General features: G+C 74.6%; 16 protein-coding genes. 12 read left to right on the plus strand and 4 right to left on the minus strand.

Annotation, left to right across the window (positions count from 1 at the left end; genetic code table 11):
- Nucleotides 1-33: 33 nt before the first annotated feature.
- Nucleotides 34-666, minus strand: a complete 633-nt coding sequence (gene upp / locus ACTMTB_RS18900) for a uracil phosphoribosyltransferase (protein WP_441147320.1) — start codon at nt 664-666, stop codon at nt 34-36.
- 136 nt (nt 667-802) lie between these two features.
- Between upp and deoC the strand changes: the two genes are divergently transcribed.
- From deoC to ACTMTB_RS18950, 10 genes are all read left to right on the plus strand, one after another.
- Nucleotides 803-1,762 carry a deoxyribose-phosphate aldolase gene (deoC, locus tag ACTMTB_RS18905; protein WP_441147322.1) on the plus strand — a complete coding sequence of 320 codons (960 nt, stop codon included), beginning with the start codon at nt 803-805 and terminating at the stop codon, nt 1,760-1,762.
- Nucleotides 1,763-1,767: 5 nt separating this feature from the next.
- Nucleotides 1,768-3,198 (plus strand): aldehyde dehydrogenase family protein, encoded by a 1,431-nt coding sequence (locus tag ACTMTB_RS18910; RefSeq protein ID WP_441147324.1) that lies wholly within the window; start codon nt 1,768-1,770, stop codon nt 3,196-3,198.
- Nucleotides 3,191-4,015, plus strand: coding sequence for an aldehyde dehydrogenase family protein (locus ACTMTB_RS18915; RefSeq protein WP_441147326.1), 825 nt, complete (start codon nt 3,191-3,193; stop codon nt 4,013-4,015). Before ACTMTB_RS18910 ends, ACTMTB_RS18915 begins: the two co-directional genes overlap by 8 nt.
- A 172-nt stretch (nt 4,016-4,187) precedes the next feature.
- Entirely contained in the window at nt 4,188-4,619 is a 432-nt protein-coding gene (locus ACTMTB_RS18920; protein ID WP_441147328.1) for a BlaI/MecI/CopY family transcriptional regulator, read from the plus strand.
- Between the two features lie 11 nt (nt 4,620-4,630).
- On the plus strand, nt 4,631-5,536 hold the full coding sequence (locus ACTMTB_RS18925) for a M56 family metallopeptidase (protein ID WP_441147330.1): 906 nt from the start codon (nt 4,631-4,633) through the stop codon (nt 5,534-5,536).
- A gap of 226 nt (nt 5,537-5,762) precedes the next feature.
- A complete protein-coding gene (locus ACTMTB_RS18930) occupies nt 5,763-7,013 on the plus strand; it encodes a cytochrome ubiquinol oxidase subunit I (RefSeq protein ID WP_441147332.1) in 1,251 nt (416 codons plus the stop codon).
- A 10-nt stretch (nt 7,014-7,023) separates the two neighbouring features.
- Entirely contained in the window at nt 7,024-8,031 is a 1,008-nt protein-coding gene (locus ACTMTB_RS18935; protein ID WP_441147334.1) for a cytochrome d ubiquinol oxidase subunit II, read from the plus strand.
- Nucleotides 8,028-9,707 (plus strand): thiol reductant ABC exporter subunit CydD, encoded by a 1,680-nt coding sequence (gene cydD / locus ACTMTB_RS18940; protein WP_441147336.1) that lies wholly within the window; start codon nt 8,028-8,030, stop codon nt 9,705-9,707. The genes ACTMTB_RS18935 and cydD overlap by 4 nt, the downstream gene beginning before the upstream one ends.
- A complete protein-coding gene (cydC, locus tag ACTMTB_RS18945; protein ID WP_441147338.1) occupies nt 9,704-11,542 on the plus strand; it encodes a thiol reductant ABC exporter subunit CydC in 1,839 nt (612 codons plus the stop codon). The genes cydD and cydC overlap by 4 nt, the downstream gene beginning before the upstream one ends.
- Nucleotides 11,543-11,600: 58 nt before the next feature.
- The gene (locus ACTMTB_RS18950) at nt 11,601-12,272 is read left to right on the plus strand and encodes a permease prefix domain 1-containing protein (protein ID WP_441147340.1); all 672 of its coding nucleotides are present in this window, start codon (nt 11,601-11,603) and stop codon (nt 12,270-12,272) included.
- Between the two features lie 222 nt (nt 12,273-12,494).
- Here ACTMTB_RS18950 and ACTMTB_RS18955 read toward each other — a convergent pair whose 3' ends face one another.
- Nucleotides 12,495-12,836: a PadR family transcriptional regulator gene (locus tag ACTMTB_RS18955; protein ID WP_154939662.1), complete on the minus strand. Its 342-nt coding sequence runs from the start codon at nt 12,834-12,836 to the stop codon at nt 12,495-12,497.
- A 118-nt stretch (nt 12,837-12,954) separates the two neighbouring features.
- Here ACTMTB_RS18955 and ACTMTB_RS18960 point away from each other — a divergent pair, with 118 nt between their 5' ends.
- Both ACTMTB_RS18960 and ACTMTB_RS18965 read left to right on the plus strand, forming a co-directional pair.
- The gene (locus ACTMTB_RS18960) at nt 12,955-13,905 is read left to right on the plus strand and encodes a DNA primase (RefSeq protein WP_441147343.1); all 951 of its coding nucleotides are present in this window, start codon (nt 12,955-12,957) and stop codon (nt 13,903-13,905) included.
- Between the two features lie 41 nt (nt 13,906-13,946).
- Nucleotides 13,947-16,496 carry a transposase gene (locus tag ACTMTB_RS18965; RefSeq protein WP_441147345.1) on the plus strand — a complete coding sequence of 850 codons (2,550 nt, stop codon included), beginning with the start codon at nt 13,947-13,949 and terminating at the stop codon, nt 16,494-16,496.
- Nucleotides 16,497-16,857: 361 nt separating this feature from the next.
- On the opposite strand, the gene ACTMTB_RS18970 is transcribed toward ACTMTB_RS18965, so the two are convergent.
- Nucleotides 16,858-17,451 (minus strand): GTP-binding protein, encoded by a 594-nt coding sequence (locus ACTMTB_RS18970; protein ID WP_088964027.1) that lies wholly within the window; start codon nt 17,449-17,451, stop codon nt 16,858-16,860.
- A 1-nt stretch (nt 17,452) separates the two neighbouring features.
- Nucleotides 17,453-17,830: a DUF742 domain-containing protein gene (locus ACTMTB_RS18975; protein WP_088964879.1), complete on the minus strand. Its 378-nt coding sequence runs from the start codon at nt 17,828-17,830 to the stop codon at nt 17,453-17,455.
- Nucleotides 17,831-17,906 lie beyond the last annotated feature (76 nt).

Below are 17,906 nucleotides of genomic sequence, written 5' to 3' on the forward strand. Positions count from 1 at the left end.
CCCGCCGAGATCCGTCCCGGGACCGTGACCGGCTCAGAACCGGGGCATGCCGCCGAACTGCCGGTCGCCGGCGTCGCCGAGCCCCGGCACGATGAACATGTTGTCGTTGAGCCCCGCGTCGATCGCCGCGGTGACCAGGCGCAACGGCAGGCCGGACTGCTCCAGCCGGGCGATGCCGACCGGCGCGGCGAGCACGCAGAGCACGGTGATGTCGGTGCAGCCCCGGTCGGCGAGCAGCCGGCAGCAGTGCTCCAGCGAGCCGCCGGTGGCCAGCATCGGGTCGAGCACCAGCACCGGCAGGCCGGTCAGGTCGCGCGGCAGCGACTCCATGTACGCGCGCGGCTCGTACGTCTGCTCGTCGCGGGCCAGGCCGACGAAGCCCATCGAGGACTCCGGCAGCAGGCCGAGCGCGGCGTCGGCCATGCCCAGACCGGCCCGCAGCACCGGCACCAGCAGCGGCGGGTTGGCCAGCCGGGTGCCCTCGGTGCCGGTGACCGGGGTCTGCACCGGGTACCTCTCGACCGGGAAGGTGCGCGCGGCCTCGTACACCAGCATGGTGGTGAGTTCGTGCAGCGCGGCCCGGAACGACGACGAGTCGGTGCGGGCGTCCCGCATGGCGGTCAGCCGGGACTGTGCGAGCGGGTGGTCAATGACGTGTACGTCCACGATCGCTCAACCTACCGGTCCGCCCGCGCCCGCACTGCGGGTGCGGGGTGACCAGCGACCCCGCTCACGTGCGGCGGCGCCGGCAGGGCCGGCGTGACCATGATCACTGCCCCCCAGGATGCGTAGTATTCGGGGCATGACGGCGACAGCGACGTCGGCCCGGTCGGACCTCTCCGAGCTGGGACGATCCGAGACCGCTCTGCGGACCTTCCTGCACGGCCTGCCCGGCGTGGACCAGGTCGGCGCGGAGCAGCGGGCGGCACAGCTCGGCACCCGCTCCATCAAGACCACCGCCAAGGCCCAGGCGATCGACCTGGCCATCCGGATGGTCGACCTGACCACCCTGGAAGGCGCGGACACCCCCGGCAAGGTGCGGGCGCTCGCGGCCAAGGCGCTGCGCCCCGACCCGGCCGACCCGACCTGCCCGCACGTCGGGGCGGTCTGCGTCTACCCGGCGATGGTCCCGCACGTGGCCGAGGTGCTGCGCGGATCCGGCGTGCACCTGGCCAGCGTGGCGACGGCCTTCCCCTCGGGTCAGGCGCCGCTGGAGATCAAGCTGGCCGACACCCGGGCGGCCGTCGAGGCCGGCGCCGACGAGATCGACATGGTGATCAACCGGGGCGCGTTCCTGGCCGGGCGCTACAAGGAGGTCTACGACGAGATCGTGGCCACCAAGGAAGCCTGCGGGGACGCCCACCTCAAGGTCATCCTGGAGACCGGCGAGCTGGCCACCTACGACAACGTGCGGCGGGCCTCCTGGCTGGCCATGCTGGCCGGCGGCGACTTCATCAAGACCTCCACCGGCAAGGTCCCGATCGCGGCCACCCTCCCGGTGACGCTGGTGATGCTGGAGGCGGTCCGCGACTTCCGCGCCGCCACCGGGCGGCAGGTCGGCGTGAAGCCGGCGGGCGGCATCAAGACCACCAAGGACGCCATCAAGTACCTGGTCATGGTCAACGAGACCGTCGGCGCGGACTGGCTCGACCCGGACTGGTTCCGCTTCGGCGCCTCCAGCCTGCTGAACGACCTGCTCATGCAGCGCACCAAGCTGACGACCGGCGTCTACTCCGGTCCCGACTACTTCACCCTGGACTGAGAGTGATGTTCGAATACGCTCCCGCCCCCGAGTCCCGCTCGGTGGTGGACCTGAAAGCCTCCTACGGGCTCTTCGTCGACGGCGAGTTCGTCGACCCGACCGACGGCGGCACCTTCAAGTCGATCAACCCGGCCTCCGAGGAGGTCCTCGCCGAGGTCGCCGAGGCCGGCGCGCAGGACGTGGACCGCGCGGTCCGCGCCGCCCGGGCCGCGTACGAGAAGGTCTGGGGCCCGATGCCGGGCCGCGACCGGGCCAAGTACCTGTACCGGATCGCCCGGATCATCCAGGAGCGCTCCCGCGAGCTGGCCGTGCTGGAGTCGCTGGACAACGGCAAGCCGATCAAGGAGTCCCGCGACGTCGACCTGCCCCTGGTCGCCGCGCACTTCTTCTACTACGCCGGCTGGGCCGACAAGCTCCCGTACGCCGGCTTCGGGCCGGACCCGAAGCCGGTCGGCGTCGCGGCGCAGGTCATTCCGTGGAACTTCCCGCTGCTGATGCTGGCCTGGAAGATCGCCCCGGCGCTGGCCGCCGGCAACACGGTGGTGCTCAAGCCGGCCGAGACCACCCCGCTGACCGCGCTGCTCTTCGCCGAGATCTGCCAGCAGGCCGAGCTGCCGGCCGGCGTGGTCAACATCGTCACCGGCGCCGGCGAGACCGGCCGGGCGCTGGTCGAGCACGCCGGCGTGGACAAGGTGGCCTTCACCGGCTCGACCGAGGTCGGCCGGGCGATCGCCCGCTCGGTCGCCGGCACCCGCAAGAAGCTCACCCTGGAGCTGGGTGGCAAGGCCGCCAACATCGTCTTCGACGACGCCCCGGTCGACCAGGCGGTCGAGGGGATCGTCAACGGCATCTTCTTCAACCAGGGGCACGTCTGCTGCGCCGGCTCCCGGCTGCTGATCCAGGAGAACGTCGCCGACCGGGTGCTGGAGTCGCTCAAGCGCCGGATGGCGCAGTTGCGCGTCGGCGACCCGCTGGACAAGAACACCGACATCGGCGCGATCAACTCCGCCGCCCAGCTGGAGCGGATCCGCGAGCTCTCCGACGCCGGGTCGGCCGAGGGTGCCGAGCGCTGGTCGCCGCCGTGCGAGCTGCCCGAGCGGGGCTTCTGGTTCGCGCCGACCATCTTCACCGGGGTCACCCAGGCGCACCGGATCGCCCGCGAGGAGATCTTCGGGCCGGTGCTGTCGGTGCTGACCTTCCGCACCCCGGCCGAGGCCGTCGAGAAGGCCAACAACACGCCGTACGGGCTGTCGGCCGGGATCTGGACCGACAAGGGTTCCCGGATCCTCTGGATGGCCGACCGGCTCCGCGCCGGCGTGGTCTGGGCCAACACGTTCAACAAGTTCGACCCCACCTCGCCGTTCGGCGGCTACAAGGAGTCGGGCTACGGTCGCGAGGGCGGCCGGCACGGGCTGGAGGGCTACCTCAATGTCTGAGCGGGTCGCGGTACGCAAGACGTACAAGCTCTTCATCGGCGGGAAGTTCCCACGCAGCGAGTCGGGGCGGTCGTATCTCGTGCAGGACGCGAACGTGTCATTGGCGTCTCGGAAGGACGCCCGGGACGCGGTGCTCGCCGCCCGCGCCGCGGTGAAGGGATGGGCCGGGGCGACCGCGTACAACCGGGGTCAGATCCTCTACCGGGTCGCCGAGATGCTGGAGGGCCGGCGCGAGCAGTTCGGCGCCTTGGGTGTCAGCGACGAGGAGGTGTACGCGGCGGTCGACCGCTGGGTCTGGTACGCCGGCTGGTCCGACAAGCTCCCCCAGGTGTACGGCGGGGCCAACCCGGTCGCCGGCCCGTACTTCAACCTGTCCGCGCCCGAGCCGACCGGCGTGGTGGCCGTGGTGGCCCCCGAGTCGCCGGCGCTGCTCGGCCTGGTCAGCGTGATCGCCCCGGCGATCGTCACCGGCAACACGGTGGTGGTGGCGACCTCGCCGACGCAGCCCCTCGCGGCGGTGACCCTGGCCGAGGTGCTGGCCACCTCCGACCTGCCCGGCGGGGTGGTCAACCTGCTCACCGGGAAGATCACCGAGACGGTGCCGACGCTGGCCGCGCACATGGACGTCAACGCCCTCGACCTGAGCGGCGTGACCGACGCCGAGCTGGCGGCGGAGCTGGAGGTCAAGGCGGCGCAGAACCTCAAGCGGGTGCTGCGTCCCGCCCCGGCGGGCCACGACTGGACCGCCGACCCGGGCATCACCCGGATGACCACGCTGCTGGAGACCAAGACGGTCTGGCACCCCAAGGGGGTGTGATCGCGGGTCCGGGTGGGGTTTTCGGGGGAGCCCCACCCGCTCCGGGCGGTCAGGCTTGATCCCTGCGCGGGTGGGGCTCCCCCGAAAACCTCGGCCTGCCGGGCCCGCGGGGAATGTTCAGCTCGCGACTCCTGCCCTGGGAGGGTTCTACTACGGGGGGTAGGATTACGGGGTGACTCGGCTGGGTGATCTCGAACGTGCGGTGATGGACGTGCTGTGGGACTCGGTCCCCGCCACGTCGGACGGAGTGACCGTGCGCGAGGTCGCCGACGCTCTCGACGGCCGTGAGCTGGCGTACACCACGGTGATGACCGTGCTGGACCGGCTCGCCGGCAAGGGCATGGTGCAGCGCGAGCGGGAGGGGCGGGCCTGGCGGTACCGGGCCGCGGCCAGCCGCGAGGCGTACATCGCCCAGCTCATGCTCGACGCGCTGGACCTCGGCGGCAGCCGGGACGCGGCGCTGGTCCGCTTCGCGCGCTCGGTCACCGGGACGGAGGCGGACGTGCTCCGCGCGGCGCTGGGCGCCGAGGCCGGGCTGACCGACCGGGTCGAGGACCCACGGGCCGGCCGGTCCAGGCTGGCCGACGAGGCCACGGACAGGTAGGGGCGACAGCCGTGGCCTTCGCCGTGCACTTCGCCGCGTCGATGCTGGCCTGCTACCTGACCGCGCAGGTCCTCGCCGGGTCCACCTGGACGTGGCGCGCCCCCCGGGTCGCGATCGTCTGCTGGCAGGCGGTCGGGCTGGCGCTCGGCCTCTCCGCGATGGGCCTGCCGATGGCGCTCGGCCTGGCCCCGTACGACCGGCCGACCGGCAGCGCCCTGCTCGCCCTGGCCACCGACCTGAGCCACGGCACGCTCCCGGCCGGGCTGGGCACCGTGCACCTCGGGCTGGTCGGCGTCGGCTTCGGCATCGGCGCCGTCCTGCTCACCACGACCGTCCGCAGCATCCACGCCAGCGTCCGCGCGCAGCGCCGCCACCGGGACCTGCTCACCCTGGTCGCCCGCCGGGATCCCACCGTGCCCGGCGCGCTGGTGCTGGACCACCCGAGCGCGGCGGCGTACTGCCTGCCCGGGGTGAAGCCCCGCGTGGTGGTCAGCGCCGGCACGTTGAGCCTGCTCGACCGGGCCGAACTGGCGGCGGTGCTCACCCACGAGCGGGCGCACGCCCAGGAGCGGCACGACCTGGTGCTGCTGCCGTTCACCGCGCTCTGCCGCGCGCTGCCCTGGTTCCGCTGGGTACGCGACGCGCACGAGCGGGTCGCCCTGCTGGTCGAGATGCGCGCCGACGACAAGGCCCGCGAACTGCACGCCGAGGCGCCGCTGGCGGGCGCGCTGCGCCGCTTCGCGGCCTGCGGGGACCGGATCACCCCGGCCGGGGCGCTGGGCATGGGCGACCGCGACCTGGATGCCCGGGTGCAGCGGCTGATGGTGGCCGACCGCCCGCCCCGCCTGATCGGGGCCGCCGCGCTGGCGGTGGCGACCACCCTGGTCGCGCTGCCGGTCTCCCTCTTCCTCAGCTGACCCGGGCCTCCCTCCCCGGCCGAGCCGGACGTTCAACCGCCAGCAGAGCCCGATCTTCGCGCGCCCACCGACCGTGATGGCGATCGAGCCACATCTTCGGGGCCAGCTCAGCAGCATATCTACTACGCACTGTCGTAGCATCTTCTACGACAGTGCGTAGTAGATATGCGTAGAGAAACTACGTGTAGGATCGCTACGACAAGCGAGCCAACCCTGGAGAGCGGTCATGGACACCCTGCTCCTCGCGCGCCTGCAGTTCGCCACCACCACCTCGATCCACTTCCTCTTCGTGGTTGTCACCCTCGGCCTGGTCACGCTGCTGGTGGGCTTGCAGACGGCCTGGTTCCTCACCGGCAACCCGGCCTGGGAGCGCCTGACCCGCTTCTGGGGTCAGCTCTACGTGATCAACTACGTGCTCGGCATCGCCACCGGCATCGTGATGGAGTTCCAGTTCGGGCTGAACTGGAGCGGCCTGTCGCGCTACGTCGGCAACGTCTTCGGGGCGCCGCTGGCGATCGAGACGCTGGTGGCGTTCTTCCTGGAGTCCACGTTCCTCGGCATGTGGATCTTCGGTTGGCACCGGCTGCGTCGCGGGGTGCACCTCGCGTTGCTCTGGGGCGTCGCGCTGACCGCGTACGCGTCCGCCTTCTGGATCATGGTGGCCAACTCCTGGTTGCAGAACCCGGTCGGCTACGAACTGCGCGACGGCGTCGCCCACCTCACCGACTTCACCGCGCTGCTGACCAACCCGTCCCTCGGCATGGCGTTCGGGCACGTGGTCGCCGCCGCGCTGCTCACCGGCGGGGTGCTGATGGCCGCGGTCAGCGCCTGGCACCTGATCCGCCGGACGCCGGACTTCGCGCTGTTCCGCACCTCGCTGCGGATCGGGCTGGTCACCGCCGCGGTCGCGGTGACCCTGGTGCAGGGCTTCGGCTTCGCCCAGTTCGGCCCGGTCGCGCAGGTGCAGCCCACCAAGTTCGGTGGCGGACCGGAGGCCGACGCCCTGGTCGCCGAGTGGACCGCCCGGTTCGGCCCCGGCGACTACAGCCCGCCGGTGCTCTCCAACGTGGGGCTCGGCTTCATGATCCTGATCGGCTTCACGATCGGCTGCGTCTGGTTGCTGCTGCCGCTGCTCTGGCGGGACTGGGTCATCCGGCTGCGCTTCCCGCTCTGGCTGATCCTGTTCGCCCTGCCGCTGCCCTTCGTCGCGGTGATCCTGGGCTGGATCGCCCGCGAGGTCGGCCGCCAGCCCTGGGTGGCGTACGGGCTGCTCCCCACCGGGCAGGCCGTCTCCGGGGTGGACGCCGGGATGATGCTCGCCTCCCTGGTCGGCTTCAGCCTGTTGCTCGGCGCCCTCGCCGTCACCAACTGGACGCTGCTCGCCCGGCACGCCGCCCGGGGCGCCGCCGACCCCGCGCTCGGCCGCCCGCCCGGCGGCCGGGACGACGACGCCCGCCCCGAACCCGCCTTCGCTTGAGGAGACGACCGTGGAACTCGCCTGGTACGCCCTGCTCGGGCTCTTCTTCGCCACGTACCTGGTCCTCGGCGGCTACGACTACGGCGTCGGGCTGCTGCTGGCCCGGGGCACCGACCCGGCCCGCCGGCGCGCGGCACTCACCGCGCTCGGCCCGTTCTTCCTCGGCAACGAGGTGTGGCTGGTCGCCGCCGTCGGCATCCTCTTCGGCGCCTTCCCCACGCTGGAGGGCGAGCTGCTCTCCGGCTTCTACCCGGCCGTGGTCGGGGCGCTGGTCGGGGTGATCCTGGTGACCGCAGGGGTGCAGCTGCGCAGCCGACCCACGGCCGAGGCGACCCGCGCCCGCTGGGACCGGGTGGTGGTCGCCGGGAGCGCGCTCGCCGCGCTGGGCTGGGGCGCGCTGCTCGGCGGCCTGCTCCAGGGCGTACCCCGGCACGCCGACGGTCACGTCGCCGGGGTGACCCACCTGGCCACCCCGTTCGCCGCCGCTGCCGCGCTCGCGATGCTCGCCCTGGTCGCCGTGCACGGTGCGAGCTTCCTCACCCTCCGGCTGCCGGCCGCCGACGCCGCGGCGGTCGGCCGGCTGGCCCGCCGGCTGATCCCGGTGGCGCTCGCCGCGGTCGCCACGGCCACCGTCCTGGGCCTGCTCTCCGACCGGGTACGCGCCGCCGCGGCGCGCCCGCTGTTCGCCGTACTCCTGCCGTTGTCGCTGGTCGCGGCGATGCTGGTGGCGCGGGCGGCACTGGGCCGGGGGCGGCCCGGCGTGGCCTTCGCTGCCACCGGCGTGGCGCTGGCGCTGCCGGTGGCGCTGGTCGGGGCGACCCTGTGGCCCTCGGTGCTGGTCTCCACCGTCGACCCGGCCGCCTCGCTCGGCGTCGCCGACGCGGCGGCCAGCGGCCCGACGTTGCGGCTGCTGGGCTGGCTGACGCTGCCGCTCCTGCCGGCCCTACTAGGCTTTCAGGCGATGTGCTGGTGGGTTTTCCGGGGACGGACCGACGGCAGGGCACCGGTGTACTGGTGAACCGCCGTCCCTTCGACCCGCGTCTGCTGCGTCGGGTCCCCGCGGCCCGGCGCGACCTCGCCGTGCTCGCGGTTCTCGGCGGGCTGACGGCGCTGCTGGTCGTGGCCCAGGCCACCGCGCTCGCCGCGTTGCTGGCCACCGCGATCGACGGCCGGCTCGACACGGTGGCGCTGGCCGGTTTCGTCGCCGCCGTCGGCGCACGCGCGCTGGTCGCCTGGGGGCAGGGCACCGTCGCGGCGCGGGCGGCGGCCACCGTGAAGGCGACGCTCCGCGCCGACCTGCTCGCCGCCGTCGGCCGGCACGGGCCGGGCTGGGTCGCCGGGCAGCGCGCCGGTCAGCTCGCCACTCTCACCGGCCGGGGCCTGGACGCGCTGGACGCCTACTTCACCGGCTACCTTCCGCAGCTCGTGCTCAGCGTGACCGTGCCGCTGGCCGTGCTGGCCCGGCTGGTCTTCGCCGACTGGGGGTCGGCGCTGATCATCGCGCTGACCATCCCGCTGATCCCGGTCTTCGGCGCGCTGCTCGGCTGGCAGGCGCAGGCCGCCACCGAACGCCAGTGGCGACGGCTGTCGCTGCTCGGCGGGCACTTCCTCGACATGGTCGCCGGGCTCCCCACGCTGCGCGCCTTCGGCCGGGCCCGGGCCCAGACCGACGTGGTGCGCCGGATGGCCGACGGGCATCGGGTCGCCACCATGAAGACCCTGCGAATCGCCTTCCTCTCCGCGCTGGTGCTGGAGCTGGTCGCCACCCTGTCGGTGGCGCTGGTCGCGGTGCCGGTCGGTATCCGGCTGCTCAGCGGCGGGATCACCCTCTCCACCGCGCTGCTGGTGCTGCTGCTCACCCCGGAGGCGTACCTGCCGCTGCGGGCCGCCGGCAGCAAGTTCCACGCCAGCATGGAGGGGCTCACCGCGCTGGACGAGGCGCTGACCGTCTCCGCCGCCCCGGCCGCCGCCGCACCGGCCGGCGAGCCGGCCCCGGCGCCGGACGGCCACGGCGAGATCCGCTTCACCGACGTGACCGTGGCGTACGAGCGGACCACCGCGCTGCGCGAGGTCAACCTGACCATCCGGCCCGGCGAGCGGATCGCGGTCATCGGGCCGAGCGGCGCCGGCAAGAGCACCCTGCTCGGCCTGCTGCTCGGCTTCGTCACCCCCACCTCCGGCCGGGTCACCGTCGACGGCGTCGACCTGGCCGAGGTGGACCGGGACGCCTGGCGCCGGCAGGTCGCCTGGGTGCCGCAGCGGGCGCACCTCTTCGCCGCCTCGCTCGCCGACAACATCCGCCTCGGGGCCCCCGACACCCCGGACGCGGCGCTCGCCACGGCGGTCGCCGACGCCGCGCTCCAGGACGTGGTCGCGGACCTGCCCGACGGGCTCTCCACCACGCTGGGCGAGCGCGGGCACGGCCTGTCCAGCGGGCAACGGCAGCGCGTCGCGCTGGCCCGGGCCTTCCTCCGGGACGCCCCGCTGGTGCTCCTCGACGAGCCGACCGCCCGGCTCGACAGCGCCAGCGAGGCGGTGGTGCTGGCCGCCACCCGGCGACTCGTCGCGGGGCGTACCGCGCTGTTGGTCGCGCACCGGCCCGCGCTGCTGGCGGACGCCGACCGGATCCTCCGGATCGAGGACGGCCGGGTCACCGAGCTGACCCCGATCCCCGCCGGGGAGGCGACCCGATGAGCACCGGAGGAGTCCACCCGGAGGGCCGCGACACCGGCGGCCCGACCCCGGCGGAGGTGCCGCCACCACCGGCCGGCGCCGGCACCGTCCGTACCGGCGCGGAGCGGACCGTGCTGCGGCTGGCCCGGCCGTACCTCGGCCGGCTGGTCGGCGCGGGGCTGCTCGCCGCGGCGACGGAGTTCGCCGGACTGGCGCTGATGGCCACCGCCACCTGGCTGCTGATGAGCGCCGCCGGCCGACCGCCGCTGGACCGGCTCACCGTCGCCATCGTCGCCGTCCGGGCGCTCGCCATCGGCCGGGGCGTGTTCCGCTACACCGAACGACTCGCCGGCCACGACGCCGTGCTGCGCATGATCACCGACGTGCGGGCCCGGGTCTTCGCCACCCTCGCTGCCCGTCGGGGGCCCGCCGAACAACGGTCCGGGGACGCGCTGAGCCGGCTCGTCTCCGACGTCGAGGCCGTCCAGGACCTGCTGCTGCGGGTGCTCGTCCCCGGGGCCGCCGCCGCGCTGGTGAGCCTGCTGGCCGTCGGCGGGGCCGCGCTGGTCTCGCCACCCTCGGCCGGGGTGCTCGCGGTGGGCCTGCTGGTCGCCGGGGTCGCGCTGCCCGTACTGGCCACCGCGCTGACCCGGCGGGCCGCCGACGAGGTCGCGCCGCTGCGCGGGGCGCTCGCCACCGACGCCGTCGACCTCACCCACGGCGCAGCCGACCTGGCCGCCTTCGGCGCCACCGGGTACGCGCTGCGGGCCGCAACCGACCGCGCCGACCGGCTGGCCCGGCTGGAACGCCGGCTCGCCCGGACCGGGTTCGCCGTCGACGCGGCCGGGGTGCTGGTCGCCGGGCTGACCGCCGCCGGCGTGGTGCTCACCGCGCTGCGCGCCGGAGTCGACGGGGTGCTGGTCGGCGTGCTGGCCGTCGGCACCCTGGCCGCGGTGGAGATCGCGCTGGCCCTGGTCGGCGCGGCCCGGCAGCGCACCCAGCTGCGCGCCGGCCTCGACCGGGTCGCCACGCTGCTCGACACCGCGCCGGCCCCGACCGCTCCCGACGGCGGGGCGACGGTGGCCTCCCGGGCCGGGCACGACGTGCGGTTCGACGGGGTGACCGTGCGGTACCGGGAGGGTGCCGCCCCGGCCCTGGACGGCGTCGATCTGGATCTTCCGGCCGGCCGCCGGGTCGCCGTGGTCGGGCCGAGCGGCGCCGGCAAGAGCACCCTGGCCGCCGTGCTCACCGGCGCGGTGCACCCCGACGCCGGCCGGGTCACCCTGGACGGGGTGGACCTGTCGGCGTACCCGGCCGAGGAACTGCCCCGCGCCATCGGCGGGCTGCTCGCCGAGGCGTACGTGTTCCACGCCTCCGTCCGGGACAACCTGCTGCTCGGCCGGCCCGCCGCCGACGAGGAGGAACTGGCCGCCGCCACCCGGGCCGCCGGCCTGCTCGACTGGGTACGCGAGCAACCGGACGGCTGGGACACGGTGGTCGGCGAGGAGGGCGGCCAGCTCTCCGGCGGGCAGCGGCAGCGGCTCGCCCTGGCCCGGGCGCTGCTCGCCGCCCCGGGCGTGCTGGTGCTGGACGAGCCCACCGAAGGGCTCGACCCGGCCGCCGCCGACGCGGTGCTCGCCTCCGCGCTGGCCGCCACCCCGGCCGGGCACACGGTGCTGCTGATCAGCCACCGGCTCAGCGGCCTCGACGGGCTGGACGAGATCGTGGTGCTCGACGCCGGGCGGGTGGTCCAGCGCGGCCGGCACGCCGAGCTGATGGCCACCCCCGGCTGGTACCGCGACCAGTGGCTGCTCCAGGCGGCGGCCGAGCGGGGGTACCTCGCCCTGGCCCCCTGAGCCCGGTTCCGGGTATCTCCCCGACGCGGCCGCCCCGTCGACGTGACAGGGTGGCCACATGCGGGGCTGCGAAGACGTACGGGTGGCGGACCGGCTGCGCGAGCTGGACGACCGGCTGCGCGGGCCGGCCCGGCTCAAGGCGGAGCTGATGGTCGAGCTGCGGGACGCGCTGGACGACGCCGCCGAGGCGTACCGGGAGGGTGGGCTGTCGGCGGCGGAGGCGGAGCGACGGGCGGTGGCCGAGTTCGGCGCACCGGCCCAGCTGGCGCCGGCCTACCAGGCGGAACTGGCGGCGGCAGCGCTGCGGGGGCTGTCGGTACGGGCGTTCGCGGTGGCCCTGGTCCTGCTGGTCGCCGGTGACCTCACCTGGCGGGGTTCCAGCTGGAGCGGCGGCCCGCCACCGCCCGCCGGCTACCAGCTGCTCTCCGCCTCGGTGAACTGGGTGTGGCTCGGCGTGGCCGGCTTCGCCCTGGCCGCGCTGGTGCTCGGGGCGGGCGCGGCACGGCGCGGTCGGGCCGATGTGCCGGTGGCCGGCCGGCTGGTGGGGCTGGGCCTGACCGGCGCGCTGGCGCTCGGCGCGGTCGTCGGGGTCGCCCTGTTCGCCTGGTCGGTGCAGCTCTGGGACGCCGCCCTGAGCTGGCCCCCGATGATCATCGGCGCGGTGCTGGTCGGCGCCGGCTACTTCTCCCTCGCCCGGGCCGCCCGCGGCTGGCTGCGCGCCGCCCACTGACCCGCCGCCTCGACGCCCGCCCGGCCCAGCCTGGCGCGACGCTGCGGCCGCCTGGCCCGGCACGGCACCGAACCGGCACGGCGTGAGCCGGTCCATGATCGTCTGCAGTTTTCCGACGGGCCAGCCGGCGTGTCGAGCCGGAGAAGTGCAGACGATCATGACGGACGAAGGCTGCGGGAGCGGCGCCGGTGGGCGGCGGGTCGGCGAGCCGGGGCGGTGCGGTCAGGCGGGGGCGGTGGGGGGCGTGTCGGGGCCGAGGAAGCGGCCGACCGTCGCGCTGAACTCGCGCCAGCCGGCCCGCTCGCCGGCCAGCGCCCGGCGGCCGGAGTCGGTCAGCTCGTACGTGCGCCGCTCCCGGCCGCTGACGGTGCTCCACGAGCTGGCCACGTGCCCGGCCCGCTCCAGCCGGCGCAGGGCCGGGTAGATGGTGCCGGTGGGCAGATCGAGGTTGCCGTCGCTGCGGGCCCGCAGCGCCTCGATGATGGCGTAGCCGTGCAGTGCGCCCTGCTCCAGCACCGCGAGCAGCAGCGCGTCGAGGTGTCCGTGCAGCGCCTGAGCCCTCATACGTAGTAACGCTACTTGTCCGCCGTGCGGATCGCCAGCGGGGTGCGGGGTCCGGTCCCGCCGGGCTGACCACTAGGGTATGTGCCCAGAGTCACTAGCCGACCGGAAGTGTCGGCGAGTGGGCAACCCGACGCACCCGGAGGTCAGTGTGGCCCGCCAGTCGCCCCAACGGCCCGACGCCGACGAGCCCGAGCTCGACGCCACCGACGGGCCGGTCGAGCCCGAGGTGGAGCGCGGCTCGGCCGACCGTTCCCTCTGGGACGAGCTGCGGATCGACCCGGTGGAGATCGCTCTCCCCGCCGGCACCGGTTTCACGCTGCGCGCGTACCGGCCGGCCCGGGAGCTGACCCCGACCGACGTCGCCGAGCGCGACGAGGACGACCCGTTCCTCGCCCGCCGCCAGGTCGTGGAGGCCGAGGACGCCGAGGACGAGGAGGTGGTGATCCTCGACGAGGAGTTCGCCGCGCTCTCCGCCGAGGAGGACGAGGAGGCCGGCCGGCCCGCGGGTCGCAAGCGCAAGGCCGACGCCGAGGACGAGGAGTCCGAGGCGGAGGAGGAGGAGGAGCAGGACGCGGCGGCCGACGAGGAGGTGCCGGTCTTCCTCACCCACAAGGGGCGGCTGCTGCTCTTCAAGACCCCCGAGGCGCTGGTCAGTTTCATCCGTTCCGGCGCGCCCAACGACATGTCCCAACTGGACAGCTGGAATGAACTGTCCGAACGGGTGGAACCGGCCGACATCGCGCCGCTCGACGAGGACATGTACGAGCTGGACCTGGTAGTGGAGAACCTGCGCGGCGGGCACGACACGTGGGACCCGACGCTGCTGATCGAGGCCGGTGAGGTGGCCCGTGACCTGTCGTACGCGCTGCGGCTACCCGCAGTGCTCGACATGCTCTCCGCCGGCTCCAGCCTGGACGACCTGGACGAGGCGCTGAGGGCATCTGTCAACGGCGGAATCGGTGGTTTCCTCGGCCGGCGGCGGCTCAAGAAAATCGGGGCACAAACCGCAAGCTTGGGTTGGCGCACCATTGTCGGCAAGATCTCTGCTGTCGTGGACTGGCGCGACTGACCCCGAGCGGGGAGCATCAGTCTCTGGCAGAGAAAAGACCTGTGTCCCGGGAGGAGGACGACGCCGTGGCGCTCGTGCGCGTGTACTGCGGTCTGGCCTCGGCGGATCCGGCCGACCGACCGGCATCGGCCGGATCGTCGCTGACGTCCGCTGTGGTCGACGACGCAGGCCGGCTGCTGCATGTCTGCGAGATCGGTGACGACCCGACGGGCTACGCCCAGCTGGTCGCGCTGCTCGTGGAGCGGTCGGGCGGACCGAGTGGCGCGGCGATCGCGGCCGACAGCGACGACCACACCGTCACCTCGCTGCTGAGCGCCGCCGGGCGTCCACTCGCGATCGCCGACGACGACTCGGTCGACGACTTCGCCGAGCGCTTCGCCGACGACGACTCGCTGGAGGAGATGCAGTCGCCGCCGGCCGAGCGGCGGGCGGTGGGCCTGGCCCGCGCCCTGCAGGCCGGGGCGCTCTCCGCGGTCACCCTGCCGGCACCCCGGGACCTGGCCGGCTTCAAGCAGGTCCTGGCGGCGCACGCCGCCCTGTCCACCGGTCGCCACTCGGCCGCCGTGGCGCTGCGCGAGGTGCTGCGCGAGCTCTACCCGGCCGCCCTCCGGGCGTACCCGGACCCGGCCGAGCCGGTGTCGCTCGCGGTGCTCGACGCCCTCCCCGAGCCCGGCATGCTCGGCGGCACGACCGCCCAGGGGCGCGACATCTCGGTCGCCGCCGAGGCGGTGGCCGCGCACCTGGCCGCCGACGGCGTGGCCGATCCCGACGAGATCGATGCCGCCGTCACCGCCCTGCGGGTGGCCATCTCCGAGACCCCCCGCCGGGCCACCGTCAACCGGGCGCTCACCTCCGCCGTCGCGGAGACCGTCCGTCAGGCGGTCGCCGCGGTACGGGCCTGCGACGCCGGTTGCGAGGCCCTGGTGGGCGCGCTCAGCGCCCGGGTCACCACGCCTGTTCCGGCACCCGGCCGGCGGGCCGCCGCCCGACGCGGCGAGCCGGTCGGCGAGCTGTCCGCCCTCGGTGGCGGCACGACGGGGCTGCGTACCGTCCGGCCGGCCGAGCCCGAACGCCCCACCCCCACCGGCCGGCGCAGCCGGCCCGAGCCGGTCTCCGGCGGGTCACTGCCGTCCATCCCCCGGCCGCTCGGTCCGCCGCCGGTCGCACCGGCCCCGGTCGCGCCGCCACCGGTCGCGCCCGCGCCGGTCACTCCCGCCGCCGCGGCCAGCCCGACCTCGGCGCCGCCGTCGCGTACCGACCCGGGCATGCCCGCCGTGCGCCGCGGCACCGACCCGGGCATGCCGCTGGTCCGCCGGGGCACCGACCCGGCCATGCCCGCCGCGCGCCGCGGCACCGACCCGGGCATGCCGCTGGTCCGCCGGGGCACCGACCCGGCCATGCCCGCCGTGCGCCGGGGCACCGATCCCGCCATGCCGGTGGTGCGCCGGGACCCCCCGACCAACCGTCCGGTCTCCGCACCGCCCCCGCCGCCGCCCGGCATCACGCCGATCGCCCCGGCGCAGCGCGGCAACGTGCCCCCCGCCGAGGCGGGCGAGCCGTTCCGGCCGACCCTGACCACGGCGGCGATCAACAGCGCCCGCGCCGAGCGGCAGCGCACGGTCATCCCGCCCCGCCCGAAGACCAACGGCGCGTTGTCGGCGCCCACCGGCGGCTTCAGCGCCACCGACCTGAGCATCCCGGTGCCGACCCCGCGCCCCGAGGCGGAGTCCGCTCCGCCCGGTTCCCGGGCGAACTGGCCGCTGGTCAACAACCCGGAGGACCCGGCCGACAGCTCCGCCAACAACCCGGTCGTGCCGTCGTACGGCGAGCGCGCGGGCCGGCAGGTGGACGCGCCGACCGACCCCGGCTCGAAGCGTCGGGTCACCCCACCGTGGCTCGCCGACGACCTGCCGCCGGAGCCGCCGATGCTGCGGCTGGTCGAGCCCCCGCCGCTGGCGGACCGGGCCCTGCGCGACGGTCCGGCCCCGGGCGGCGACCCGCGCCTGGAGACGCCCCCGCTGCGGCTGGTCGACCGCGAGGAGGCGAGCCGTTCCGGGCGTGCCTCCCGGGCGGACCGCCCGGCCCCGGAGCGCCGGCCCGAGCCGGCGGAGCGCCGCCCCGCGCCGATGGAGCACCGGCCCCCGCCGATCTCCGACGAGGGCGACGGCGACCTGCTGATCTTCGCGCAGGCCAGGTCCGCCTGGTTCGTCGGCCACAGCGAGGAGGAGTCCGAGCTGGACTGGTCGACCACCGCCGACACCGGTTGGCAGGCCGCCGAGCAGGCGGCTCGCCCGGCGGTCGGCGCGGAGACCTCCGCCGGCCTGCCCAAGCGGGTCCCGCAGGCCAACCTGGTGCCCGGTTCGCCGCTGCGCGAGGAGCGTCCGCTGCGGATCGTCCGCGACGCGGCGAGCCTCGCCGAGAACACCACCGGCTACTTCCGCGGCTGGCGTCGCGGCCAGGAGATCGGCGGGTTCGCGGTCGGCGGGCGACCGGGTCGCGAGTCAGCCGGCGGCTGGGACTTCAGCCGCGACCCGGCCGAGCGCGACGACGACCGCGAGTACGAGTTCCGGTCGGCCGGCTACCGTTCCTGAACCCGGGTAAAGCGCCTTCCACCTGCTGGCCGGGTGGTACGCCTTCGCGCCGATCCGCACGGCGGGATGGAGCGCGACTCGCTGGCGTCTACCAGCTCACCCAGGGCAGCTGGGCCCGGGTCTCCTGACCCTCGGCCAAGCCCTCTCCCGACCCTCTTCCCACCCGCAGCCCCGGGCACCGGCACCACCGGCGCGCGGGGCTGCGGCGCGCGCGGGGCTACGGCGCTCGGGGCTGTCGGTGCGTCCACTCGGGACCGGGTCAGCAGGCAGCGGAGCGCCGCCACATCGAGTTCCGGCCGGCCCGGGACGCGCAGACGCGCCCGGCGTCGGCCGAAGCCGCCACCGGGCGCGTCGAGGCCGGTCAGGCCGGGGCGACCGCGCGCGAGCGGCGCATGGTCAGCACGTACTCGACCAGCGAGATCAGCACGTGCTTGGTCGACTCCCGGTTCCGGGCGTCGCAGGCCACCACCGGCACGTCCGTCGAGATCGCCAGCGCGTCCCGGACATCCTGCGGGTCGTGGTACTGCATCCCGTCGAAGCAGTTGATGGCCACCAGGTACGGCAGCCGCCGGTGCTCGAAGAAGTCGATCGCCGCGAAGCAGTCGGCCAGCCGGCGGGTGTCGACCAGGACGACGGCGCCGATCGCGCCGCGTACCAGCTCGTCCCACATGAACCAGAACCGCGTCTGGCCCGGCGTACCGAACAGGTACAGGATCAGGTCCCGGTCGATCGAGATCCGGCCGAAGTCCATCGCCACCGTGGTCGTCGTCTTGCCCGGCACCTGCCGGGTGTCGTCGACGCCCACGCCCGCGCTGGTCATGATGGCCTCGGTGGTCAGCGGCGTGATCTCCGAGACCGAGCCGACCAAGGTCGTCTTGCCGACGCCGAATCCACCGGCGATAACGATCTTCGCCGACGTCACGCGCCCGCTCGGGGCCGGCGGCCGGTGCGACATGTCAGAGCCTGCGAAGTCCACTCAGCACCCTCTCCAGCAGTTCAGTGCCCACCGCGTCGTCGGAGTCGTCCAGGATGGTCGGCTCGTGGACCGCGACCAGGCCATCCGTCGCCATGTCGGCGATGAGCACCCGGGCCACACCCAACGGAAGCTGCATTCGCGCCGCGATCTCGGCCAACGACTGCACGCGTCCGTCACACAGCGCGGCGATGTACTGGTGTTCGCGGCCCTGACCGCCGTTGCCACTGGCAGCGGCGCGACCGCGCACCGTCGTCTCGACGAGCGCCTCCATGGCGATGTCGAGCCGGGGACGGGTACGACCACGGGTCACGGCGTATGGACGGACCAACGCTCCGGTTGGCTCGTCACGATCGGCCATGTCGCCGCTCACCTCCTTCGTACCCGGCACCGGCTCTCGCCCGGTGGAACTCGTCGTTGTTGTCGTGTCGTTGCTG

Origin of the sequence: Micromonospora sp. L32, from assembly GCF_052068055.1 — a bacterium.
In the GTDB taxonomy this organism is placed as follows: Bacteria; Actinomycetota; Actinomycetes; order Mycobacteriales; family Micromonosporaceae; genus Micromonospora; species Micromonospora purpureochromogenes.